Annotated in this window: 18 protein-coding genes; 8 read left to right on the forward strand and 10 right to left on the reverse strand. The window is 70.7% G+C overall.

The window, feature by feature from the left end:
• Positions 1-595: 595 nt before the first annotated feature.
• Genes BMW88_RS00990 through BMW88_RS01005 form a run of 4 tightly spaced genes read right to left on the reverse strand, consistent with a single transcriptional unit; the run spans position 596 to position 6,612 of the window.
• A complete protein-coding gene (locus BMW88_RS00990) occupies positions 596-2,116 on the reverse strand; it encodes a protein kinase family protein (protein WP_089948324.1) in 1,521 nt (506 codons plus the stop codon).
• 37 nt (positions 2,117-2,153) lie between these two features.
• Entirely contained in the window at positions 2,154-3,803 is a 1,650-nt protein-coding gene (murJ, locus tag BMW88_RS00995) for a murein biosynthesis integral membrane protein MurJ (RefSeq protein WP_245777497.1), read from the reverse strand.
• Complete coding sequence (locus tag BMW88_RS01000) at positions 3,800-6,100, reverse strand: DUF6049 family protein (RefSeq protein WP_089948327.1); 2,301 nt, start codon at positions 6,098-6,100, stop codon at positions 3,800-3,802. The genes murJ and BMW88_RS01000 overlap by 4 nt, the downstream gene beginning before the upstream one ends.
• Positions 6,097-6,612: an NUDIX hydrolase gene (locus tag BMW88_RS01005; protein ID WP_089948328.1), complete on the reverse strand. Its 516-nt coding sequence runs from the start codon at positions 6,610-6,612 to the stop codon at positions 6,097-6,099. The genes BMW88_RS01000 and BMW88_RS01005 overlap by 4 nt, the downstream gene beginning before the upstream one ends.
• Before the next feature lie 42 nt (positions 6,613-6,654).
• Between BMW88_RS01005 and BMW88_RS01010 the strand changes: the two genes are divergently transcribed.
• On the forward strand, positions 6,655-8,091 hold the full coding sequence (locus BMW88_RS01010) for a CCA tRNA nucleotidyltransferase (RefSeq protein ID WP_089948330.1): 1,437 nt from the start codon (positions 6,655-6,657) through the stop codon (positions 8,089-8,091).
• Between the two features lie 80 nt (positions 8,092-8,171).
• Positions 8,172-8,441, forward strand: coding sequence for a LuxR C-terminal-related transcriptional regulator (locus BMW88_RS01015; RefSeq protein ID WP_177220860.1), 270 nt, complete (start codon positions 8,172-8,174; stop codon positions 8,439-8,441).
• Here BMW88_RS01015 and BMW88_RS01020 read toward each other — a convergent pair.
• Positions 8,370-9,707: an MFS transporter gene (locus BMW88_RS01020; protein ID WP_245777498.1), complete on the reverse strand. Its 1,338-nt coding sequence runs from the start codon at positions 9,705-9,707 to the stop codon at positions 8,370-8,372. The two genes, BMW88_RS01015 and BMW88_RS01020, sit on opposite strands and share 72 nt — an antisense overlap.
• Before the next feature lie 237 nt (positions 9,708-9,944).
• On the opposite strand from BMW88_RS01020, the gene BMW88_RS01025 reads away from it, so the two are divergent.
• The gene (locus BMW88_RS01025) at positions 9,945-10,517 is read left to right on the forward strand and encodes a YqgE/AlgH family protein (protein WP_089948335.1); all 573 of its coding nucleotides are present in this window, start codon (positions 9,945-9,947) and stop codon (positions 10,515-10,517) included.
• Positions 10,518-10,535: 18 nt separating this feature from the next.
• Here the strand turns inward: BMW88_RS01025 and BMW88_RS01030 are convergent, their stop codons facing one another.
• Positions 10,536-10,940: an SdpI family protein gene (locus BMW88_RS01030; protein ID WP_245777499.1), complete on the reverse strand. Its 405-nt coding sequence runs from the start codon at positions 10,938-10,940 to the stop codon at positions 10,536-10,538.
• Between the two features lie 288 nt (positions 10,941-11,228).
• Here BMW88_RS01030 and leuS point away from each other — a divergent pair, with 288 nt between their 5' ends.
• Positions 11,229-14,021: a leucine--tRNA ligase gene (gene leuS, locus BMW88_RS01035; protein WP_089948338.1), complete on the forward strand. Its 2,793-nt coding sequence runs from the start codon at positions 11,229-11,231 to the stop codon at positions 14,019-14,021.
• 22 nt (positions 14,022-14,043) lie between these two features.
• On the opposite strand, the gene BMW88_RS01040 is transcribed toward leuS, so the two are convergent.
• Together BMW88_RS01040 and BMW88_RS01045 are read right to left on the reverse strand one after the other, a co-directional pair.
• Positions 14,044-14,775 carry a hypothetical protein gene (locus BMW88_RS01040; protein WP_218147971.1) on the reverse strand — a complete coding sequence of 244 codons (732 nt, stop codon included), beginning with the start codon at positions 14,773-14,775 and terminating at the stop codon, positions 14,044-14,046.
• 36 nt (positions 14,776-14,811) lie between these two features.
• The gene (locus BMW88_RS01045) at positions 14,812-15,537 is read right to left on the reverse strand and encodes a TetR/AcrR family transcriptional regulator (protein ID WP_089948339.1); all 726 of its coding nucleotides are present in this window, start codon (positions 15,535-15,537) and stop codon (positions 14,812-14,814) included.
• A 111-nt stretch (positions 15,538-15,648) separates the two neighbouring features.
• Between BMW88_RS01045 and BMW88_RS01050 the strand changes: the two genes are divergently transcribed.
• A complete protein-coding gene (locus BMW88_RS01050; RefSeq protein ID WP_089948340.1) occupies positions 15,649-17,763 on the forward strand; it encodes an MMPL family transporter in 2,115 nt (704 codons plus the stop codon).
• Here BMW88_RS01050 and BMW88_RS01055 read toward each other — a convergent pair.
• Together BMW88_RS01055 and BMW88_RS01060 are read right to left on the reverse strand one after the other, a co-directional pair.
• Entirely contained in the window at positions 17,703-18,773 is a 1,071-nt protein-coding gene (locus BMW88_RS01055; RefSeq protein ID WP_089948341.1) for a beta-propeller fold lactonase family protein, read from the reverse strand. The two genes, BMW88_RS01050 and BMW88_RS01055, sit on opposite strands and share 61 nt — an antisense overlap.
• A gap of 79 nt (positions 18,774-18,852) precedes the next feature.
• Positions 18,853-20,394 (reverse strand): DUF2339 domain-containing protein, encoded by a 1,542-nt coding sequence (locus tag BMW88_RS01060; RefSeq protein ID WP_245777500.1) that lies wholly within the window; start codon positions 20,392-20,394, stop codon positions 18,853-18,855.
• 483 nt (positions 20,395-20,877) lie between these two features.
• On the opposite strand from BMW88_RS01060, the gene BMW88_RS01065 reads away from it, so the two are divergent.
• From BMW88_RS01065 to BMW88_RS01075, 3 genes are read left to right on the forward strand one after another with little or no spacing between them, the layout of a single operon-like run.
• Positions 20,878-21,843, forward strand: coding sequence for a LacI family DNA-binding transcriptional regulator (locus BMW88_RS01065; protein WP_245777567.1), 966 nt, complete (start codon positions 20,878-20,880; stop codon positions 21,841-21,843).
• On the forward strand, positions 21,840-23,249 hold the full coding sequence (locus BMW88_RS01070) for a sugar ABC transporter ATP-binding protein (RefSeq protein WP_089948346.1): 1,410 nt from the start codon (positions 21,840-21,842) through the stop codon (positions 23,247-23,249). The genes BMW88_RS01065 and BMW88_RS01070 overlap by 4 nt, the downstream gene beginning before the upstream one ends.
• The gene (locus BMW88_RS01075; RefSeq protein WP_089948348.1) at positions 23,246-24,166 is read left to right on the forward strand and encodes an ABC transporter permease; all 921 of its coding nucleotides are present in this window, start codon (positions 23,246-23,248) and stop codon (positions 24,164-24,166) included. Before BMW88_RS01070 ends, BMW88_RS01075 begins: the two co-directional genes overlap by 4 nt.
• Positions 24,167-24,188: the final 22 nt, after the last annotated feature.

Genomic DNA, 24,188 nt, shown 5'->3' on the forward strand with positions numbered 1-24,188 from the left:
GGGTGGCGAGTCCATGCCGATCGCGGGACCGTGCCGGTGGCGGGGCGATGTTGGTCGCGGGTCCGAGCCGGTCGCGGGCCGATGCTGGTGGTGGCGGGACCGTGCTGATCGCGGGTCGATGCTGATCACGGAGACCGTGCTGGCCGCAGGTCCGTGTTGGTGGCGGGACGATGTTGATCGCGGGACGATGTTGGTCGCGGGGCGGTACCGGTCGCGGGTCAGTGCTTATGGCGGACCGCGCCGATCACGAGTTCATGCTGGTCGTGAGTCGATGTCGGTCGCGGGTGCGGGCAGGTAGCAGGCCATGCTGGTCGCGGGTCCGCGCCGCCGCAAGCCCACGCTGTTCGCGCTTCCATGCCAGCTGCGATCCACCGAGATCGCGCGTCTACCCCGATCCGCGCGTCCACCCGATCCGCGCGCCCACCCGATCCGCGCGCCCACCCGATCCGCGCGCCCACCCGATCGCGATCCACCTCGATCGCGAGTTCGTGCCGGTCGTCCGGTCACCTCTTCGGGTCAACCGCCGCAGGCGATTCGGCCCGAAGCGGTGGCCGGACGACCGGCTTCCCGACGAACTCGCCGCCGCGCCAGCGGCTCATGTCACAGCTCGGGTGTACTGGACCTCTCGGATCTCCGACTGGTTCTTGCCCCCGTCGGCATCGGCTAGCTGGGTGATCCAGATCAGCACGTGGCCGGTCGGCTCGTGCTCGTTGAGCTGGATCTGCGTCTGCCCGTCCGAGAGGTCGGCGACGCCGATCACCTTGGTCTCCTGCAGCGGGGCGTCCAGCGAGGACGCCACCCTGATCTCCACCTTCGTGCCCTTGCTGGGCGAGGTGATCGTGATCGAGGCCAGCTTCACCGGTTCGGCGAACGACGCCATCAGGCCGATGCCGGGTTTGAGCGCCGGGAACTGCTGGAAGTAGTTGTCGGTCCGCCAGAACGTGCCGGGGTTGTTGTCGACCGCCCGGCTCGCCTGGTTGGCGTTGTCCGGCTGGTTGGTCACGTCGTAGACGCCGATCTGGCCCGGCTGCACCGGGCCGGCCGGCGCGGGCGCGGGGGCGCTCTGGCCGTTCGACCCCGGCTGGTTGATCACCACGGTCGGGCCGCCGCCCTTGGACGGCTCGTCGCTGAAGAACCCGACGATCTGCACGCTCAGCCACACGATCACGGTCAGCGTGGCGACGGCGAGCACGCCGACGCTGATCCACAGCTTCTTCTTCTGCTGCTTGTCCTGCCGTGGCCGCTGTGTCGTCCACACGACCTGGTCGTCGTCATCGCCGCCTGCCGCCACGGCCGGGATCAGCGCCGTTTCCGCTTCCTCGGCGGCGATCTGGTCGAGGACCTGAAGGATCGCCGCGGACGTCCGGATGCCACCGACCGAGGTGTCCTCCAGCGACCGCACCGCGACGGACGACAGTTCGTGCGGCAGGTACGGGTGCAGGGCGTTCGGTGCCACGACGGTCCCGTCCGGGCCGGTCGGGGCGGCCGGCACGCCGCTCGGGCCGCCCGGCAGCGCCCACCGGCCGGTGAGCAGCAGGTACAGGATCGCGCCGAGGCCCTTGACGTCGTCGCGCGCGATCGCGTCCGGCCGCGGGCCGGGGAACGCGAGGCGCAGGCGGCCGTCCGAGGTGACCCGGATGCGCTGCGGATGGTCGGCGCCCAGCACCAGACCGGCGTGGTGCGCGCCCTCGATGGCGGCGCCCAGCGGTTCGAGCAGGCGGGTCGCGGCGCCCGCAGGCAGCGGGCCCTCCGCGATGAGGTCCATCAGGTCGGTGCCCTGGGTCCACTCGGCGACGACCATGCCGAGGATGCCCTCGTCCGGGCGGATGCCGGTGCCGGGCGTCAGCACGTCGATCACCCTGGAGACGCCGGGGTGCGTGAACGACGCCGCGTGCATCGCGCGTTCGACCGTCCGGCGGGCGCGGGCGGCGGCCTCGTTGTCCGCCAGGTCGCCGAGCAGCACCGTCAGCGCCACGTCCCGGTTGAGCTGACCGTCGCGCGCACGCCACAGCTCCGCGTTCGACCTGCCGTCCGCGCCGGATTTCGCGAGCAGGCGGTAGCGGCCATTGCCGATGACGCCGCCGGGAACCAGGGCGGCGTGGACTCCGCTACTCACGGAAACGAGGGTACGGGACGACGGTCACGGGCTGGAGTCACCGTCGCCGCACCAAACGGTGGATCTTCTCGATCGCCGGCTTCATCTCGGGCACCCGGAACGCGGCCAGCAGGCCGAAGGCGAGCGGCAACCCGATCACCGTCACCAGGACGACCTCGACCCAGGCGGCCACGACCGGGTTGCCGAACCCGATCGCGCCCTGGACCAGCAAGTTCACCGCCTTGGCCGCGGCGAAGGCCAGTGAGGAGGCCACGACGGTGAGGCAGATCGTCCAGATCGTGAAGCCGGTGCGCAGCCGTCCGAGGCGGACGCGCAGCCAGATCTGACCGACGACCGCGCCGAAGACGAAGCTGAGCGACATGGCGAGCGACACGCCGACGGCGAGCTGCGAGGCGTCGCCCGGCGCGGACACGTCGAGGAACAGGTAGAGCAGCCCGATGCGGACGGCCACGATCAACGCCTGGATCAGCGTCGGCGTGCGGGCGTCCTTCATCGCGTAGAAGACGCGCAGCTGGAGCAGGGTGATCGCGTAGGGCACCAGGCCGAACGCCGAGAGCGCGAGCGCCAGGCCGATCCTCGTGCCGCCCTCGGTGCCGGAGTTGCCCCAGGCGAACGCGGCGAGGCCGATCGCCAGACCGGAGACCGTCATCAGCGCGGCGAACGGCATCAGCAGGATCGCCGACATGCGGTTGCCGAACAGCAGGTCGCGGACGATCGAGTCGTTGTCGTTGTGCGCGGCCGCCCGGCTCATCTTCGGCATCAGCGCGGTCAGCAGCGAGACACCGAGCACGCCGTAGGGCACCTGGGCGATCAGCCACTGGTAGTTGAACGCCACCAGGGCGCCCCTGGCGCTCGTCGCCACGTTCGTCAGCACGGTCATGCTGGCCAGGCCGAGGCCGACGTAGAGCAGCACCCAGAACGCGAGGCCGCCGAACTCCGACAGCCGCGAGTCCCAGCCGAACCGCCACTTGAAGTGGAAGCCCGTCTTCTTCAGCGCCGGGAACAGCACCGACGCCTGCACCAGCACGCCGAGCGCGGTGCCGAGGCCGAGCACCAGCAGGTGGGTGTCGGTCATGCGGACCGGGTTGAGCGTCAGCTCGCCCGGCAGCATCGCGTAGACGGCCAGCACGACGATCACGACGACGTTGTTCAGCACCGGCGCCCAGGTGGGGATGCCGAAGACGTGCCGCGCGTTCAGCACGGCGCTGAGCAGCGCGGTCAGGCCGTAGAAGACGATGCCCGGCAGCACCAGGTAGGCGAACGCGGTGACGAGCTCCGGGTTCGCGTCCGGCGAGTCCGAGATGTAGACGTCGGTGAGCAGCGGCGCACAGGCCATGGCCACGACCGTGCCGACGCCGAGGAGCAGCGTGCCCATGGTGATCAGCCACTGGGCGTAGGACTCACCGCCGTCGCCGTCCTCCTTCTCGGCGCGGACCAGCAGCGGGATCGCCACGCTGGTGAGCACGCCGCCGAGGAGCAGCTCGTTGATCATGGTGGGCAGCGTCGACGCCGCCTGGTAGGAGTCACCGAGCGTCTCGGCGCCGACCACCGCGATCAGCAGCACTTTCGAGAGCAGGCCGGTGACGCGGCTGACGATGGTCGCGATCGCCATCGAGCCGCTGGCCCTGGCTACCGACGGCGCCTGGCTCCGCTGCCCTGGTTCGGTGGTCGTGGCTGTCTCGCTCACGCGCTCGACTTCTCCGGTGTCACGTTCTCGATGGACGGTGCGTCGCCGTTCTCGCCGTTGCGGGCGCGGACCCGCTTGTAGATCCGCCGCCCCGAGAGCAGGACGAGCGCGATCCCGGCGATCACGGTGACGATCACCGTGATGGTGCCGTACGCGGACGACGACACCTCCAGCTTGACAGTGTCACCCAGAGCGACGCCCTCGGGAGTGGTCAGGCGGACGTTGACCGGGAACCGGCCGGAGCGCAGCACCTCGACCGGCACCCGCACGACGCGTTCGCCGCGGGCGGGAAGCACCTGGTCGGCGAGGTCGAGCTTCCGGATTCCCGGCGTGTCGGCGAGCGTGATCCGGACGGTCATGCGGACGTCGAGCCGGTTGGTGATCGTGACGGGGATCGGGCTGTCGCCGGAGCCGAGCAGGATCGGGCTGTTGGGCTGCGTCACCCCGACCATGCCCGTGAGCGCGTCGAGCTCGCTCTGGCTGACCTCGGCCGCGGACCGGGCGCCCTGCTCGTTCGACCGCCACGCGCCGGACATCGCGCGCAGCAGGCCGAGCCACAGCGGGTCGGCCAGGTCGGCGGGCGAGGCGTGCTCGCTGTCCTCCTGCTGCATGGCCGCGACCACACCGTTGAGCTGCACGCTCTGGGCCGTCACGGAGTTCGCGACGATCGGCGAGATCTCCCGCGCGCCGGCCTCCGCCGGGTAGGCGATCCTGGCGTTCGCCACGGCCGGGGTGGCGCTGGTCAGCTCACCGAGCCCGGTCTGGGCCGCGTACCCGCCGGCGAGCAGCTTCTGCGCGGCGGTGAGGAACTCGGTCATCTCCGGCAGCGGTGCGTTCCACCGGCGCGGCGGCGCGACCAGCACGTTGCGGCCGTCGCCCTGCCAGCCGGCGCGGAACACCAGCACCGACAGCGCGTTCTGCACGGACACAGGCTGGCTCTCGACCGGCGCCGCCACCCCGGACAGGGTGCGCGGGCGCGAGTCGCTGCCCTGCAGCGCGTCCGAGACCATCGAGTCGATCTTGACGGCGGTCACCGGGTGCTGGCCGGCGATGCCGACCGGCGCGGTGCCCTGCGCGTCGGTGAGGCCCGCCGGGTCGAGCAGCAGCGACTTCACGCCGGGGTAGCGCCGGTCCGGCTGCGGGGTGACCAGCTCGTCGAACGTCGGCTGGTCCAGCACGCCGTCCTCCGGCCACACCAGGTCGGGCAGCGGCTGCACGGACAGGACGTCCTGGATCAGCCTGGGCCCGTCGGTGACCGCGAGTGTCCGCATGGTGCCGAGCTTCGCCCTGGTCAGCGCCACGAGGTCGGCGTCGGCGGACGGCAGCGCGACGACGCACCGGCCCGTGACGGCGAGCTTGAGCCGGTCGAGCCACAGCTTCGCCTCGACCTGGCCCTTGCCGTCCGTGCCACCGCGCACCTTGTACCCGGTGCTCATGGCCTGGACGGTGCGCAGCAGGTCGGGGTCGATGGCGAGGCACATGGCCGTGCTCATCGAGGAGATCGCCTGCTCGTAGGCCTGCAACAGGCCGTACAGCCGCCCGTTGACCGACAGCGACGTGGTGAGCTCGTCGTCGATCAGCTCCGACTGCCCGCCGCCGGCCAGCCGGACGAGCCGGGGGCGGTCCGCGATCGGCCAGAGCACGGTGAGCTTCGCGGGCGCGCCCTGCTTGCCCTTCGTCTCGCCGCCGGGCACGCCGAGCACGGGCAGCAGCGTCGACAGCGCCGCGAGCCGGGCCTGGCCGCCGAAGTCCGGTTTGCCGTTGACGTTGGCGAGGATCGGGTAGATGCCGGGCTGCTCGACCTCGAGCGAGGTGGGCTCGGACCCGCGCAGCGGCACGGTGAGGGAGAAGTCCGCCTGCTGGCCGGGCTCGAGCGCGCCGGCGACCGGGGTGAACCTGGGCTGCACGGCCTCGGCCGCCGCCGGTTCCCTCAGCGCCTTGCGCAGCTCGTCCTCGGTGGCGAGCGGCTGGCCGCGCTCCAGGCGCAGCACGATGTCGGAGACCTTGCGGTCGCCGACGTTGACGATCTTGCCGGTGATCGTGACCGTGGCCGGGGAGTCGCTGGTCACGAACCGGGGGGTGAGCTGGGCGATGTCGAGCCGCAGGAACTGCGGCTGCTGCTGGCCGGGCTGGGCGGAGAGCGATCTCGTGGCCCACACCTGGGTGGCGGGCGCCGGCAGGAACGGCAGCGCGTCGACCTCGTCCGGCTGTGACTGCTCGACGGCGCCCGCGGGCGGCGTGGCGATCACCAGGAACGCGGCGACGGCGGCTGTGCAGACGAGCTTCCTCAGGCTCACGCCGACTCCGCCCCGTTCGGGCAGGGGTCTGCGAGCAGTTCGGCGGCTCGGCGGACCAGACGGCGCTCATCGGCGTACGCGAGTCGCTCGTCCAGCTCGCCGAGTGGCACCCACGCCACCTCGGTGACCTCCACGTCTTCGTCGGAAAGCTCTCCCCCCAGCGCTTCGAGGAGGAAGTGGTGAACAGTCTTGTGCACCCGGCGGTCGTCCGCGACGAACCAGTAGTCGATCGACCCCAGCGGGCGCAGCACCCTGCTATGAATACCGGTCTCCTCGGCGACCTCGCGCACCGCGGTCTGTTCCGCGGTCTCGCCGGCCTCGATGTGACCCTTGGGCAGAGACCACAGCAACCGGCCGCGCCGGTCAAGTCTCCCGATCACCGCGGCCCGCTGCTCGCCGTCGAGCACCAGGCCACCGGCCGACGTCTCGTCGACCGTCTTGAGCCTCCTGCCCCGGCGCCTCCTCCGGCGCCCCGGTGCGGGGCCTCCGGAACGTGCGGCTGACTGGGGCATACGGCCGATCGTACTTACGAACGTTGAGTACGCTGGTTTCCCGTGTCTCGATCGCTCCAGCAGAATGCGGTGGTGGAAGAGCCCGCTATCACACCAGTCGTCGCCGAGCTCGCCGCTCGGTTCACCGCCGGGGGCAAGCGCCTCTACCTCGTGGGCGGGAGTGTGCGCGACGCTGTGCTGGGGCGCCCGACGAACGACTTCGACTTCACCACCGACGCGCGTCCCGCCGAGGTCCAGCGGCTGCTCAAGGGCTGGGCCGACGCCCAGTGGGACACCGGGATCGCGTTCGGCACGGTCGGCGCCTCGAAGAACGGCGAGATCATCGAGATCACGACGTTCCGCGCGGACGTCTACGACGGCGTGACCCGCAACCCCGAGGTGACCTTCGGCGACACGATCGACGGCGACCTCGTGCGCCGCGACTTCACGGTCAACGCGATGGCCTTCGACGTCGCCGCCCGCGAGTTCGTCGACCCGACGGGTGGTCTGGCGGCCGTCCGCGAAGGCGTGCTGGACACACCGGCGACCCCGCAGGAGTCGTTCGGCGACGACCCGTTGCGGATGCTGCGCGCCGCGCGGTTCGTCTCGCAGCTCGGCTTCACCGCGGCGCCGCGGGTGGTCGAGGCGATGCGGTCGATGGCAGGCGAGCTCGCCCGCATCACGCCGGAGCGCGTGCAGGTGGAGCTCTCGAAGCTCCTGTGCGGCGCGCACCCGCGCCGCGGCATCGAGCTCATGGTCGAGACCGGGCTGGCCGACGTCGTGCTGCCCGAGCTCACGGCCATGAAGCTGGAGATCGACGAACATCATCAGCACAAGGACGTCTTCCACCACTCGCTGGTTGTCCTGGAGCAGGCGATCGATCTCGAAGATGATGATCGATCACCCGATCTGGTCCTGCGGATCGCGGCGTTGCTGCACGACATCGGCAAGCCGGCCACCAGGAGGTTCGAGCCGGGTGGCGGGGTCTCGTTCCACCACCACGAGGTCGTGGGCGCGAAGATGGTCCGCAAGCGCTTGCGAGCGTTGCGGTACTCGAAGGAGATCACCGAGGACGTCGCGAAGCTCGTCTACCTCCACCTGCGCTTCCACGGTTACGGCAACGGCGAGTGGACCGACTCGGCGGTGCGCCGGTACGTGACGGACGCGGGCGACCTGCTGACGCGGCTGCACAAGCTCGTCCGGGCCGACTGCACGACCCGGAACAAGCGCAAGGCGAACCTGCTGCGGCGGACCTACGACTCGCTGGAGGAACGCATCGCGCGCATCGCCGCCGAGGAGGACCTCGCGCGCGTGCGGCCCGACCTCGACGGCAACGAGATCATGAAGCTGCTCGGCCTGCCGCCGGGCCCGCAGGTCGGCGCCGCGTGGAAGTTCCTCAAGGAGCTCCGGCTCGACCAGGGACCGCTGGACCGCGACGAGGCCGAGGCGGCACTGCTCGCCTGGGCGCGCGAACAGGGGCTCACGCCGCCCGCTTCGTGACGCATAGTGAGTGGATGGAATCCCCGCGTTAGCGATCTGTCAGCGCGGGGATGCACCATGGGTGTGCGCAAGGGGTGCGCATGGGGGTGGTGCAGATGTTCTCCTGGGGACTTTCCGCAGGTCCCGCCACACACGACCTGGACGTGCTGACCGACGACCAGCGGGTCGTGCTGAGGTGTCTCGCCCGTGGCCACGAGGACCACGAGATCGCGCGCGTGCTCGGCGTCGGGCTCCAGCAGGTCGTCGACGAGGTCGCCGACATCCTGCGGCGCCTCGACCTACCTGATCGGGTGGCTGCCGTCGTCTTCGCGCACGAGGCGGGGATGCTGCACCTGCCCTTTCCGCGCTAGCAGCAGGTAGGCGCCCAGACCGGCCAGGTAGAGGCACGCGGCGGTGACGATGAGACCGGGCGAACGCCCGTCCAGGGGGACCACCGTCGCGGTGAGGGACACCGCGGTGACCTGCGTGATGTTGAAGAGGGTGTCGTACAGGGCGAAGACCCGGCCGCGCACCTCGTCGCCGACGTCGTGCTGCACCGCGGTGTCCACGCAGAGCTTGACGACCTGACCGGCGAAGATGATCACGAAACCGGCCGCCAGGACGGTGGGCAGCGTCATCGGCAGCCCCAGCCCGACCTGCGCGACGGCGGCGAGCAGCAACGCGCCGCAGATCGTGCGCCTGGTGCCGAACCTGTCGACGATCCGGTCGGTGAGCACGCCCGCGAGCAGGATGCCCGCACCGCCCGCGACGGCGATCTCGCCGAGCCCGCCGATGCCCGCCTTGAGGAAGCCGACGTCCTCCAGGCTGTAGCGCATCAGCAGCAGCGTGACCATCAGGCTCACGGCGAACCCGGCCCGGTGCGCGAGCAGCGCCGCGAGCCCGGCCGTGACGCTCGGGGTGTGCAGGGTGGCCTTGCCGCCGTCGAGCAGACCGCGCGCGACGGCCGTGACCGCGTTGTGCGGCTCGTCGACCTCGTCCGGCCCGAGCACGCCCGCGGAGAACCGGCTCGCGATGAACGCGCCGAGCAGCAACCCCACGACGGCGGTGCTGGTGGTCCACCCCGACCCGCCGTCGCCGGCGCCGAGCACCGTGCGGAACCCGATCGCGCAGCCCGCGCCGACCACGGCCATGATCGCTCCGGCCGTCGTCGCCAGCGCGTTGGCCTCGACCAGGTGGTCTTCCGGGACGACGTGCGGCAGCGAGGCGCTCAGCCCGGCCCCGACGAACCGGCCGATGCCCATCACGACGAGCGCCGAGACGTAGAGCGGCAGCCCGCTCAGCCCCGTCGCGACCGCCGCGGCGGTGAGCAGCACGAAGACGGCACGCAGGACGTTCGCCGCGACGATGACGCGCTTGCGGTCCCACCTGTCCAGCAGCGCGCCGGTGAACGGGCCGATGAGCGAGTACGGCAGCAGGAGCACCGCGAACCCGGCCGCGATGGCCAGCGGATCGGCCTGCCGTTCGGGGTTGAAGAGCACAGCGCCGGCGAGCCCGGCCTGGAAGACCCCGTCGCCCCACTGCGACGCGAGGCGGGTGGCGAGGAGCCTGCGGTAGTCGGGGATGCCGAGGAACCGGCGTGATCCCCAGTGGTGCCTTTCCACCGCGAGCCTTGTCACCGTTGCACTGTATGCGCGCACCGGCGAAAACCACGAAAGCCGGACCTCACGGTCCGGCTCCCCTGGATCGGATGCCAGGTCGCCTCACGGCGCGATGCACTACGCGGCTCCAGCCGAACGGTATTCCGCGAAGGCGGTTGTCTGTTGAGCCCGGGGGACACAAAGACATCCGACACCTCAGTCTAACGGGACGCGGGCCTGAGTTGTTCCGGCGATCACGGGTGATTTCATGGTGACGTGCGTCCCGATGCCGAAGTCGAGCCAGGCTCCCTCTTGGTTGCCGCTCCGAGCCTGAACGACCCGAACTTCAAGCGCACGGTCGTTTACATCATCGACCAGCGTCCGGAGGGGACCCTCGGTGTCGTGCTGAACCGTCCCTCCGAGGTGGCGGTGCACGACGTGTTGCCGCCGTGGGGTCCGCACGTCAGCAAACCGCAGTGCGTCCACATCGGCGGTCCCGTCGAGCAGAAGACGGCGCTGTGCCTCGCGGCGCTGAAGGCGGGCACCGATCCGTCGACCGTGGACGGCCTGGTCGGGGTGCAGGGCCCGGTGGCGCTGATCGACCTGGACGCCGAGCCGGACGACCTGCTGCCGCTGGTGCGCGGCCTGCGGGTGTTCGCGGGCTACTCGGGGTGGGGCGAGGGGCAGCTCGCGGGCGAGATCGAGCGCGGCGACTGGATCGTCGTGACCGGACTGGCCGACGACGTGCTCGCCGGGGCGAACACCGACCTGTGGGGACGGGTGCTGCGCCGCCAGGGGATGCCGCTGGCGCTGCTGTCGACCTACCCGGCCGACGTCCGCACCAACTGATTCACGTGAAACGTCGGGCTAGAGCCCGGCGAGCGGGGAGCAGCCGCCACCGCCGCACGCGCAGCCGCCGCAGCCCTTGGGCTTGACCGGTTCCGGCAGCATCGCGGCCGCGCGGTGCCCCATCACGCCACCGGCGGCGGCGATGACGAGCGCGCCGACGAGACCGATGATCCCGGCGGTGACCGCGAGGTCGACCATCACGAACGCCATCGCGCCGGACACGACGGCGACGGCACCGGCCGCGACGTTCGGCACGCCGGCGACCCGGTTGGCCAGGGCGAACGTCTCCTCGTCCCGCAGGGCCGCCGCCGTGCGCACCCCGGCGAACCGGTTGCGCCGCAGCTTGCCCTGCAGACCCAGCAGACCGACCGCGCCGAGAGCGACGCCGAGCACACCGAGGACGACCGACAGCACGATGTTCACCCCATGAGGGTAGGCCTCGACCCGCGTTCCTCCCACGGTCACCCCGGCCGGGTGTGCTGCACGCCATGCCCGGCGCCTCGCCCACGCCTCCGGAGCGACGCAGGTCACCCCGTTCATCGAGCTTGCGGTGCGCTGATACCGTTGAGGACATGAGCACGGCCCGCCTGCTCCTTATCTAGCCGCGGCGACCTGATCGGAAGACGGTCGGCGCGGCAGCCCTCCATGCCCATCTGGGCTGGGGGGTTTCGTCATGTCAGGGGCAGGATCGATGTGAGAGGGACGCCTGAGATGAGCACGGACGCGGCGGAGATTCCCGCCTACCGCTACACCGCCGAGCTGGCGAACCAGATCGAGGAGCGGTGGCAGCGGTACTGGGAGGAGCACGGCACCTACCACGCGCCGAACCCCGTCGGCCCGCTCAAGGGCGACGTCCCGGACGACAAGCTGTTCGTGCAGGACATGTTCCCGTACCCGAGCGGCGCCGGCCTGCACGTCGGCCACCCGCTGGGCTTCATCGGCACGGACGTGTTCGCGCGGTACCACCGCATGAACGGCCGCAACGTGCTGCACACCATGGGCTTCGACGCGTTCGGCCTGCCGGCCGAGCAGTACGCGGTGCAGACCGGCCAGCACCCGCGCAAGACCACCGAAGACAACATCAACACGTACCTGCGCCAGATCCGCAGGCTGGGGCTGGGCCACGACGAGCGGCGCCGTATCTCCACGATCGACCCCGAGTACTACAAGTGGACCCAGTGGATCTTCCTGCAGATCTTCAACTCCTGGTACGACCCGGAGCTGCGCAAGGCCCGTCCCATCGCCGAGCTGATCTCGCAGTTCGAGTCTGGCGAGCGGGACGTCCCGGGCGGTCACAAGTGGTCTGAGCTGTCTTTTGCCGACCAGCAAAGGATCTTGGGCGAATTCCGGCTGGCCTACATGTCGGAGGCGCCCGTCAACTGGTGTCCGGGACTGGGTACTGTACTGGCGAACGAAGAGGTCACCGCGGACGGTCGCAGTGAGCGTGGCAACTTCCCGGTGTTCAGGAAAAACCTGCGCCAGTGGATGATGCGCATCACCGCGTACTCGGACCGGCTGATCGACGACTTGGACCGGCTGGACTGGCCGGACAAGGTCAAGGCCATGCAGCGCAACTGGATCGGGCGCTCGCATGGTGCCCGTGTCCGATTTGCGGTGGGAGACGAGAGCATTGAGGTCTTCACGACCCGTCCGGACACGTTGTTCGGCGCGACCTACATGGTCCTGGCACCGGAACACGAGCTGGTGGACCAGATTGCGGCGCCCGATCGCGTGGCAGACATCGCCGCGTACCGGCGCGCCGCGTCCCTGAAGTCCGAGCTGGACCGTCAGGAGAACAAGGAGAAGACCGGCGTCTTCATCGGGGCGTACGCCACGAACCCGGTGAACGGCAAGGAGATCCCGGTCTACATCGCCGACTACGTCCTGATGGGCTACGGCACCGGCGCGATCATGGCCGTGCCCGGCCAGGACCAGCGCGACTGGGACTTCGCGAAGAAGTTCGACCTGCCGATCGTCCGCACCGTCCAGCCGTCGGAGGGCTTCGAGGGCGAGGCCTACACCGGCGACGGACCCGCGATCAACAGTCGCCAGGAAAATGGACTCTGCTTGGACGGCCTGACGATCGACGACGCCAAGAAGGCGATGATCGGCTGGCTGGAGGACAACGGCCACGGCCACGGCACCGTCCAGTTCAAGCTGCGCGACTGGCTGTTCAGCCGCCAGCGGTACTGGGGCGAGCCGTTCCCGGTCGTCTACGACGAGAACGGCACCGCCATCGCGCTGCCGGAGTCGATGCTGCCGGTCGAGCTGCCGGACGTCGACGACTACTCGCCGCGCACGTTCGACCCGGAGGACGCGGACACCGAGCCGTCGCCGCCGCTGTCGCGCGCGACCGACTGGACGACGGTCGAGCTGGACCTGGGCGACGGGCTGAAGACCTACCGCCGGGACACGAACACCATGCCGAACTGGGCGGGTTCATGCTGGTACCAGCTGCGCTACGTCGACCCGGTCGAGACCGAGCGGTTCGTCAACCCGGAGAACGAGCAGTACTGGCTGGGCCCGCGCACGGCCGAGCACGGCCCGACCGACCCCGGCGGCGTCGACCTGTACATCGGCGGCGTCGAGCACGCGGTGCTGCACCTGCTGTACTCGCGCTTCTGGCAGAAGGTCCTGTTCGACCTGGGCCACCTGACCGGCGACGAGCCGTACCGCCGCCTGTTCAACCAGGGCTACATCCAGGCGTACGCGTACGTCGACCCGCGCGGCGTCTACGTGCCGGCGGACGAGGTCGTCGAGGTGGATGGCAAGTACATCTACAACGGCGAAGAAGTCCGTCGTGAGTACGGGAAGATGGGCAAGAGCCTGAAGAACGTCGTCACGCCGGACCAGATGTGCGAGACGTACGGCGCCGACACCTTCCGGTTCTACGAGATGTCCATGGGCCCGATGGACGTGTCACGTCCGTGGGCGACCAAGGACGTCGTCGGCGCGCAACGGTTCCTGCAGCGCCTGTGGCGCAACCTGGTCGACGAGACCGACGGCTCACTGCGCGTCACCGACGAGGAGCCGTCCACTGAAGCGTTGCGGCTGCTGCACAAGACGATCGCCGGTGTGCACGACGACTACGCGAACCTGCGCTACAACACGGCGGGCGCGAAGCTGATCGAGCTGAACAACTACGTCACCAAGCACTACGCCGCCGGCACGCCCCGCGCGCTGGCGGAACCCCTGGTGCTGATGCTGGCTCCGCAGGCCCCGCACGTGGCCGAGGAGCTGTGGGCAAAGCTGGGTCACGACGGCACGCTGGCGCACGGCCCGTTCCCCAAGGCCGACGAGCAGTACTTGGTCGAGGACACCGTCGAATACCCGATCCAGGTCAACGGCAAGGTCCGCGCACGGGTCGTGGTCGCGGCGTCCGCGTCGCAGGACGAGATCAAGGCCGCGGCGCTGGCCGAGGAGAAGATCGCCGAGCTGGTCGCCGGTGGCGAACCGCGCAAGGTGATCGTCGTGCCCGGCCGCCTGGTGAACGTCGTCCTGTAACGACCGCTCGGAGCCGGCGCGGCTACGACCGCGCCGGCTCCGGCCACACCTCAGGGGCCGGGCCGAACGCGCGCCGGGCGGCCCGGACGGCCAGGGTGGCCATGGCCGCGTTGGCCCCACCGCCGATCAGCGCGCCGATGCCGAACGGGACCGCCCGGCCGAGCACGACGATCCCCTGCCTGGTGCCGTACTTGGTGATGAAGTTCCTGCCCAGGACTTTGTTGATCTGCTTCAACGTGGCGGTGGGCACCGCGCCGACCAGTTGGCGGGCCCAGTGCCGGCCGGTGCGCTCGGCGATCTTGCCGATCGTCTTGGAGCTCGACTCGCCGAGCAGGATCCCCAGGACGAGGGTCCGGCGGCGTTCGATCTCGTCGAGCGGAACTCCGTGGACCTCGGCGAGCGAGAGCACGTACAGGGCGCTCAGTTCGAGCGAGGAGAGCGCCTCGCCCGCCGACAGCGCCAGTGCGACCCCGGTGCCGACGCCAGGTGCGGCGGCGGCTCCTCCCACCGCGGCTCCCGTGCTGGTCAGGGCGCTGACGTACATCTTCTCCAGGGTGCCGATGACTTCCGCCGGCGTCGCCTCCGGGTTGCGCTGGCGGGCGCGGGCGATGTTCTTGCGCACGAGCGGTGCCTGCAGCCCGATGGCCTTGTCCAGCAGATCGAGGACCGCCTGGCCGGGGCCACCCGGCGAGACCGGCTCGTCCGGGGCGGCGGGAGGTTCGGCTGGAATCGCGGGGTTCTCGGTGTCGGCCACGGGTCGTATGTCGCCGGACGCCCGGACGGCGCTACATCACCGCGCCGTCGGGTCGTCCTCGTGGAACCCGATCTCCTCCAGCATCTGGTCCAGCATGGAGTCGAACATCGGTTCCGGGTTGCTCACCGCGAACGGGAACCGCCCGAACACCTCCAAGGCCACGTGCCCGTACAGCCGCACCCAGGACTGGATGACGTGGTAGATCTTGCCGAGGTTGAGCACGTCGTCGCCGACCGTGACACCGTGCTCGGACACCGCGCCCATCAGCACCTGCTGGAACCGGACCAAGTCCTCGTGCAGCGCCGCGGGCACCTCCTCGTCCACGTGCTTGGCGTCCTGGTTCGACGCGATCAGCGGCCCGGCGAGCTGGAGGAACACCGAGCCGAACTGGTCGGCGCCCAGCGGGTCGCGCGGCGAGGCGAAGACCAGCGCGAACTCCTGCGGGTGGGCCAGCGCCCAGCGGCGGAACGCGTGGCACACCGCCCTGACCTTGCAGTTCACCTGGCCTGACGTCTCGGCGGCGAGGTCCGCGTACAGCGCCTCCGCCATGTCCGCGCAGATGTCGTCGCAGAGCTGCCGCAGCAGCGCGTCGTGCGAGTCGTAGTAGCGGTACAGGGCGGGTGCGGTGATGCCCAGTTTGCGCGCGATGGCACGCAGGGTAACCGCGTCGCGGCCGCTGTCCACCAAAAGTGCGCGGGCCGCCTGCCGAATCTCACGCTCGGTTTCTGCGCGGAGTCGTTCTCGGCGAGTGGCCTCGGTCATATGTCACTCCATCGGGTTGTAGACCCTGTCCACGGCCCCGTACGGTTTCAGTGAACGGTGTTTACGCAAGTCACGGGATTGGCAGCACGGTAACCCAGGAGGCCGTCGTCGATGTTCGCGAAGTGGGGCTCGATCGCATATCGCCGCCGATGGGTGGTCCTGGTCGCGACCGTGCTGCTCGCCGTGGTCGGTGGCGTCTGGGGCCTGGGCGTGTTCGACAAGCTCAGCCAGGGCGGGTACGAGGCTCCCTCCAGTGAGGCGGCGCGGGCCGACAAGGTAGCCGAGGAGGCGTTCGGGCGGCAGAACGGTGACGTGATCGTCATTTACCGCGGCGACTTCGCCAACCCGCTCGAACTGAAGAAGATCGCCGACCACGTCAGCGGTCTTCCCAAGGACGACGTGCTCAAGACCGTCGGGCCGGTGCCGTCCGACGACCGGCGGCAGGCTCTCGTCGCCATCACGCTGACCAGCGGTGACTCGAACGAGCAGATCAAGCAGTTCGAGGACGTGCAGAAACTGCTGCCGATCGACGGCTTCGACCGGCAGGTCGGTGGGCTCGTGCCCACCCAGAAGGCCATCAACGACATGTCGCAGGACGACCTGACGCGCGCGGAGATGTTCTCGCTGCCGCTGGTCCTGCTGCTGCTCGTCGTCATCTTCGGCGGCCTGGTCGCGGCCAGCCTGCCCGTCGTCGTCGGCGGCCTCGCGATCATGGGCGCGCTCGGCGTGCTGCACGGCGTCGCGATCTTCACCGAGGTCAACTCGTTCGCGGTCAACGTCGCTTCGCTGCTCGGCCTGGGCATGGCCATCGACTACGGCCTGTTCATGGTCGGGCGGTTCCGCGAGGAGCTCGCCGCGGGACGCACCACCGAACAGGCCGTCGGCCGCACGGTCGCCAGTGCCGGACGCACCGTCGTGTTCAGCGCGACGCTGCTGGTCATCGCGCTGGCCGGGCTGCTGCTCTTCCCGCACGGCTTCCTGAAGTCCCTCGCGTACGGCGGTGTCGCGTCGGTCGCGATCGCCGCGCTGGTCTCGCTGACGCTGCTGCCCGCGCTGCTCGGCGTGCTCGGCCACCGGGTCGACAAGCTCGCGATGCCGTGGCGCAAGAAGGAGCCGAGCGAACGCGGCTGGCGCAAGCTGAGCGGCAACGTCATGAAGCGGCCCGTGCTGGTCGCGCTGCCGATCATCGGCGTCCTCGTCGCGCTCGGCGCGCCGTTCCTGAACGTCCAGTTCGGCCAGGTCACCGAGAAGGTGCTGCCGGAGGGCAACGCCGTGCGCGTGGCCACCGAGAACATCAACGAGAACTTCTCCGCGCTCTCCAACACCGGCTTCAGGATCGTCGTCAAGGGCGGTGACCAGGCCGCGGTCCAGGAGTTCCTGGGCAAGGTCAAGGACGTCGACGGCGTCGGCGAGGTCCAGCCCACCGGGGCGGACAAGGGCGTCACGGCCGCGTCCGCCGGTCTGGAGGACGACGCGCTCAGCGAGCGGTCCAAGCAGGCGTTGAAGGACGTCCGCGCGCTCCAGCCGCCCGCCGGCGCCGAGGTCCTGGTCGGCGGCAACACCGCCATGGTCAGCGACTCGCTCGACGCCATCGCCGAGGGGCTGCCGTTGATGATCGCGCTGCTGGTCGGCGCCACGCTGGTCCTGATGTTCCTCGCGTTCGGCTCGGTGTTGCTGCCGATCAAGGCCGTGGTGATGAGCGCGCTGTCGCTGTCCGCGACGTTCGGTGTGCTGGTCTGGGTGTTCCAGGAGGGTCACCTCGCGGGTCTGCTCGGCGTCACGCCGGGGCCGCTCGAGTCCGGCATCGTCGTGCTGATGGCGGCCATCGTGTTCGGCCTGTCGACGGACTACGAGGTCTTCCTGCTCTCGCGGATGGTCGAGGCCCGCAGCAGCGGCGCGACCACCGAGGAGGCCGTGACCACCGGCCTGGCCAAGACCGGCCGGGTGATCACCTCGGCGGCGCTGCTGCTGATCGTCGTCACGGGCGCGTTCGCGTTCTCGCAGGTGGCGATGATGCGGTTCGTGGGCGTCGGCATGATCCTCGCGCTGGCGCTCGACGCCACCGTGGTCCGCATGCTGCTCGTGCCGGCCGTGCTCAAGCTGCTCGGCGACGCCGCGTGGTGGTCACCGGGCCCGCTCAAGCGGATCCAGGAACGGCTCGCGCTTCACGACGAGCCGGTCGACGACCTCGATGACGAGGTGCGCAAGCCGGTCGCCGTCGGCTGACCGGGCGGGAAGGCGATCAAGGCCGCGTCGAACTGGCGCGGCCTCACCTCCCCCAGCCCCGCCGTGACCATCCGGTAGGTGGCGAGGACCGTGTCCGAGCTGTCCAGCACCGTCGTAGTCGGACCGGTCGCGAGGAAGACCCGCGGGTCGCCCTGCGCGATGGCGACGCCCAGCGCGTGGATGGGCAAGCGCTTGCTCACGGTCATGGTCGCCGTGTCGACGACCGCGACCGACCTCTCCTTCGGCAGTGCCAGGTAGGCCGTGGCGCCGTCCGGGGTGACGGCGATACCGCCCGCTCCCCTGCCGACGTCCAGCGCGCCGGCGACCTGGTTCGTGGTCGTGTCGATCACCGACAGCGTGCCGGGCGTCCCCTGGCCCAGGTGCATGGCGCTCACGTAGAGGCGCTTGCCGTCCGGTGAGATCGCGAGGTGCTGCGGCAGCCCGCCCACCGGCACCGCCGAGGTCTGGAACGCCGTCGCCGTGTCGACCAGGCCGACCGTGCCGTCCTGGGCGTTGGCCACGTAGAGGACGTGGTTGTCCGGGTGGACGGCGAGGCCCTGCGGCTGCCCGCCGGTCCTGACCACGGCCACCAGCCGGAACGTCCGCGGGTCCACCACCGCGACGCCGCCGGCGGCCGAGACGTACAGGCGCTCGCCGTCCGGGCGCATCACCGCCCGCGACAGCGGGATCCTGGTGAAGAGCCGGTCGACGACCTCACCGGTGGCCGGGTCGACCTCGGTGACCACGCCGGTCCACCCGTTGACCACGAAGAGACGCCGGCCGTCCGGGGACACGGCGACACCCGTCGCGTGGCCCGCTGTGTCGGCGTGCGCGAGCACCGTGCCGGTCGCCGTGTCGACGATCTGGACGAGACCTGTCGAGTCGACGACGTACGCGCGCGGGACCACCGACGCGGAAGTCATCGTGATGTCGTGCCGTTGCTCGACACCCATCGCCGCGATGGCCGCTGAGAGTGCCAGCACCGCGGCCACGAGGCGTGGCTTTGCCATGCGGGCGATGGGACCACTTCCGGGTGCTTCGCTCCACTTCGGTCACTCGGACGAGGGAAATCTTTGTCCTCCAGTGGGACTACTGCGGAGTTTTCGCCCCGGCCACCAACTTGGCGTAACGAGTGCCGGCGGTCAGCAGCACCAGACCGGCGCCGAGGAACGCGAGCACGCGGGCCACCCCGTCGAGCGCGGAGAGGTCGAACGTCACCAGCTTCACCACGGCCGCGGCGACCAGGATCAGCCCCGAGATCCGCAGCGCCTTGTTGTTGATCCCCTTGACCAGCAGGAACAACGCGACGACGGTCCACGACACGGTGACGACCGAGTGTCCGAAGAGGAATCCGGTCTCGTCCGGCGACACCAGCAGCGCCGCGCACAGCACCGCGCCCGCCGCGCCGTACAGCAGCACCAGTCCGGAGAGGACCCAGGCGAACGGGTGCCTGGCCGGTTCGCGCAGCACCCGCATCTTCAGCGCGGCCCACGGCGCGGTGGCCGCGTAGATGCCGAGCACCACCGCCGTCACCAGGCCCGCCGCGTAGTCGCCGGCTCCGGCGCGGACGTAGCGCGGCTCGTCCAGCAGCCACGTGATCGGCACGGCCTGGACGACCGCCATCAGGAACCCGACGACGCCGAACGCGATCGACCCCACCAGCGCGCTCTTCCTCGTCAGCCGCGCCGCGAGGAACGCCAGCAGCACCGCCTCGGCCAGCACGATCGCCGTGCGCACGTTGCCGTCGAGCGCGATCACCGTGGTCTGGAACAACGCGAGCATGCCCGTCGCGCCGGCCGCCGTCGTGAACGCGCGCGGCAGGTCGGGGACCATCCAGATCGCCAGCAGCACGGCGGCCACGGCACCGGCGAGGATGGACGCGGACGGCTTGTCCAGCAGGGTCGTCGCGAACATCGCCGGCAGCGCGGAGCCCGCGACCAGGGCGACCGCGACGATGTCCGCCGGCCGCTTCCTGATCGTGAGCAGCGCGACCACGAGGCCGGCGACGGTCGTCGCCGCGGCCACCCCGACCACGGTCCACTCGTAATCGCGCGGGATCGCGCTCGCGGTCGTGAGCAGCGAGGCGAGGATCGGCCCGAAGCCACCGGCGATCGCGAGGCCCGGCCAGTTGCGGTGGATCTGGACCGGCGTGCTCGCCATCTTCAGCACCAGCAGGAAGCCGACCAGCAGGACGGTGAATCCCCCGGTCATCACCGGCGAGCACAGCGCACACGCCGCGACGACGCCGACCGCGAGCGTTTGCGAGTCCCACCGCAGGGCGAGCGCGACACCGGCCGCCGCGACGACGAGCCCGGCGACGAGGCCGGCGGCGGGAGGCAGGTACCCGTAGAGGCTCGTGGCGGCGACGACGTCCAGGTACAACCCCGCGAAACCGGTGGCGGCCAGGGCGAACGCACCGGTGCGCCCGGCCGGGTTGCGGTGCAGCCAGACGCCGATGCCGACCAGCGCGCCGCTGAACACCGCGCCGCCGACGACGCGCGGCATCGGGCCGAGCCAGCCGCGCTGGATGGCGAGGATCAGCAGCAGCACGAAGCCGAGCACGGTGATCGCGCCGCCGACCCAGGCCAGCAGCTTCGAGCCGGCGCCGTCCTTGCCGAGCTTCTCGAACAACCCTTCGCGCGGCTGCGGCGCAGGCCAGTACTGCTGCTGCGGCTGCTGCTGCGGCTGCTGCGGCTGCTGGGAACGCGGGGGCCCTGCGTTCCCCTCAGGGAAACGCGGGGCCCCCGCGTTCCCTTGGAGCCAGGGGGCGGGGGGGTGGGGCGGCCACGGTGTGGGGGGCGCTGGTTGCTGCGTCGGGGGTGGGGGTTGGAGTGGTACGGCGGGACCTGGAGTGGCTTGGGCCGGCGGCGACGGTGCGACGGCCTCGGCGGCGACCGCGGTCGTCGCCGACTGTGCCCGCATCTCCGTGCTGATCGTCACCAGCCGCTGGCCGATCGCCGCGAGTTCCAGCGCGAGGCGCTGCTCGTACCCGAGCCGGTCCTGTCCGTCCATGTGCTCAGCGTGAGGCAGGACACGCCCGGTGACATCCGTACACCTACTCATCCGCTTGACTGGACGGCCGTGTAATCGATTAACTACTGCGCCGTGACGACCATGAAGGACGTCGCGCAGCACGCCGGCGTCTCCACGGCCACCGTGTCGCGCGTGCTCAACGGCCACGCCGCCCCGACGCCCGAGACCCGTGAGCGCGTGCTCGCCGCGATCGAGGAGCTCGGCTACCGGCCCAACGCCCTGGCGCGATCCCTCAGGACCACCAGCACCCAGACCCTCGGGCTGGTCATCAGCGACCTGCTCAACCCGTTCTTCGCCGAGATCGCCAGGGCGGTCGAGGACGAAGCCCGGTCGCACGGCTACTGCGTCGTGATCGGGAACGCCGACGAGAGCGCCGAGCAGGAGGCCACCTACGTGCGCACCCTGCTCGACCGCCGGGTGGACGGCCTTCTGCTGTGCCCCGCGACCGACGACCCCGGTCTGGTTCGCGAGGTGAGCGCGGGCGGGGTGCCGCTGGTCCTGCTCGACCGGACGGTCAGGGGCGCCACGTGCCCCGTCGTCCGCGCTGACGGCAGCGAGGCGTTGACCGCGCTCGCCCGGCGGCTCGTCGGCGCCGGTCACACCCGCGTCGGGGTGATCGCGGGTCCACCGGACACCTCCACCGGGAGAGAGCGCACCGACGTGTTCACCGGGGCGCTCGGCGGCCTGGCGCAGGTCGTGCACGGCGACTTCCGGCAGGAGAGCGGCAGCCAGGCCGCCGCGAAGCTGATCGACGACGGCGCCACCGCGCTGGTCGCGATGGACAACCTGATGGGGCTCGGCGCACTGGCCGAGATCAGGGGCCGCGGCCTGCGGATCCCGCACGACATCGCGCTCGCGGTGTTCGACGACCAGCCGTGGTTCCCGCTGCTCGACCCGCCGATCACGGTCGTCGCGCAGCCGACGGTGGAGATGGGCCGCGCCGCCGCCCGCAGCCTGCTCGCCCTGATCAACGGCCAGCAGCCGGACGACGTCCGGCTGACCGCGAAGCTCGTGCTGCGCGGCTCGCTCGGGGAGGCCGAGCTGTGAACGCGCTGATCACCGCCCGCGGCATCACCAAGCACTTCGGCCCGACGAAGGCGTTGGACGGCGTCGACCTCGACATCTTCGCGGGCGAGGTCCACGTCCTGCTCGGCGAGAACGGCGCCGGCAAGTCCACGCTGGTCAAGGTGCTCGCCGGGATCCACGGCCCCGACGCGGGCACGATCGAGGGCAGCGCGAGCCTGGCGGTCATCCACCAGGAGCTGGCGCTGGTGCCCGAGCTCAGCGTCGCGGAGAACCTGTTCCTGAACCGGTTGCCGCGCAGGTTCGGCTTCGTCGACCGCGCCGAGGCGCGCCGTCGCGCCCCGCGGCTGCTGGAGCGCGTCGGCCTGGACGTCGACCCGGACGCGAAGGTCAAGGACCTCGGCATCGCCCAGCAGCAGATGATCGAGATCGCCCGCGCGCTCGACAAGGACGCGGGGGTGCTGATCCTCGACGAGCCGACCGCGGTCCTCACCGACACCGAGACCGACCGGTTGCTGGAGATCATGGCCCAGTTGCGCGGCAACGGCGTGGGCCTCGTCTTCATCACCCACCACCTCGACGAGATCCAGCGCATCGCCGACCGCATCACGGTCCTGCGCGACGGCCGGTCCGTCGGGGTGCTCGGGCCGGGCGTCAGCACCCGGCACATGATCGAGCTGATGGTCGGCCGCCCGATCGACGAGCAGTACCCCCGCGCGCGGCAGCGCCCCGGCAGGCCGTTGCTGAGCATCTCGCACCTGAGCAGGCGCGGTGCCTTCCACGACATCACCATCGAGGTCCGCGCGGGTGAGGTCGTCGGCATCGCGGGCCTGGTCGGCGCGGGCCGGACCGAGGTCGCGCGAGCCGCGTTCGGCGTGGACGACTACGACGAGGGCTCGGTCGAGGTCGACGGGAAGCCGCTGCGCCGCAACGACGTCCAGGCCGCGATCAAGGCGGGTCTCGGCCTGGTGCCGGAGGACCGCAAGGGCCAGGGCCTCGTCCTCACCGCGACCGTCGGCCAGAACCTCGAGCTCGTGACGCTCGGGAACCGCGACCGCGAGCGCCTGCACGACATGGTGGGCAAGCTCCGGGTCAAGGGCAGCGTCGAGCAGCCGGTGAAGGAGCTGTCCGGCGGCAACCAGCAGAAGGTCGTCATCGGCAAGTGGCTGCTGGCCGACCCGAAGGTGCTGATCCTCGACGAGCCCACGCGCGGCGTCGACGTCGGCGCCAAGGTCGAGATCTACGAGCTCGTCAACCGCATGACCGCTCAGGGCCGGGCCGTGCTGCTCGTGTCGAGCGACCTGCCCGAGGTGATCGGGATGAGCGACCGCGTCGTCGTGATGGCACACGGCCGGGTGGCCGGTGAGCTGCCGGGTGGCGCGACCCAGGACCAGGTGATGGCACTCGCCGTGCAGGAGATCTCCGCATGACCGCAATCGGCAACCGCAAGCACGCGCCCAAGAAGTACCTGGCCGAGAACGGGGCGCTGGCGGGGCTTCTCGTGCTCGTCGTGGCGATCGCGGTCGCGCAGCCGGCGTTCCTCACCGCGCAGAACCTGCTCAACGTCGGCGTGCAGGCCGCGGTCATCGCGATCATGGCGTTCGGCATGACGTTCGTGGTCGTCGCCGGTGGCATCGACCTGTCGGTGGGCAGCATCGCCGCGCTGGCCGCCATGGTCGGCGCGCTGACCGCGGGCCCGGCCGGCCTCGTCGTCGGCGCGCTGTGCGGTCTCGTCAACGGCGCGCTGATCAGCTACGGCAAGCTGCCGCCGTTCATCGCGACGCTGGCCATGCTCAGCGTCGCCCGCGGTCTCACGCTGGTGATCTCCGAGGGCCAGCCGCACGAGACCGACGCCGTGGTCACGTTCCTCGGCTCGAACCTCACGCCGGTGGTTCCGCTGCCACTGCTGCTGATGCTGCTGTTCTTCGGCGTCACCGGCCTGGTGCTCACCCGCACCAACCTCGGCCGCCGCATGTACGCGATCGGCGGCAACGAGGAGGCGGCGAAGCTCAGCGGCATCGACGTCCGCAGGCAGAAGCTCTGGATCTACGCCCTGTCCGGCCTGTTCGCCGCCGCCGCCGGCCTCGTGCTCGCGGGACGGCTGGCCTCCGCCGGTCCGCAGGCGGCGGCCGGCTACGAGCTCGACGCCATCGCCGCTGTCGTCATCGGCGGTGCGTCGCTGTCCGGTGGCGTCGGCCGCGCCACCGGGACGTTGGTCGGCGCACTCGTGCTCGCCGTCCTGCGCAACGGCCTCAACCTGCTGCAGGTGCCGCCGTTCTGGCAGCAGGTCGTCATCGGCGCGGTGATCGCTCTTGCCGCGTTGCTCGACTCACTTCGCCGTCGCTGAGAAAACCCCGCAACAGGTAAGG

This window comes from Lentzea xinjiangensis, from assembly GCF_900110955.1.
Taxonomy (GTDB): domain Bacteria; phylum Actinomycetota; class Actinomycetes; order Mycobacteriales; family Pseudonocardiaceae; genus Lentzea; species Lentzea xinjiangensis.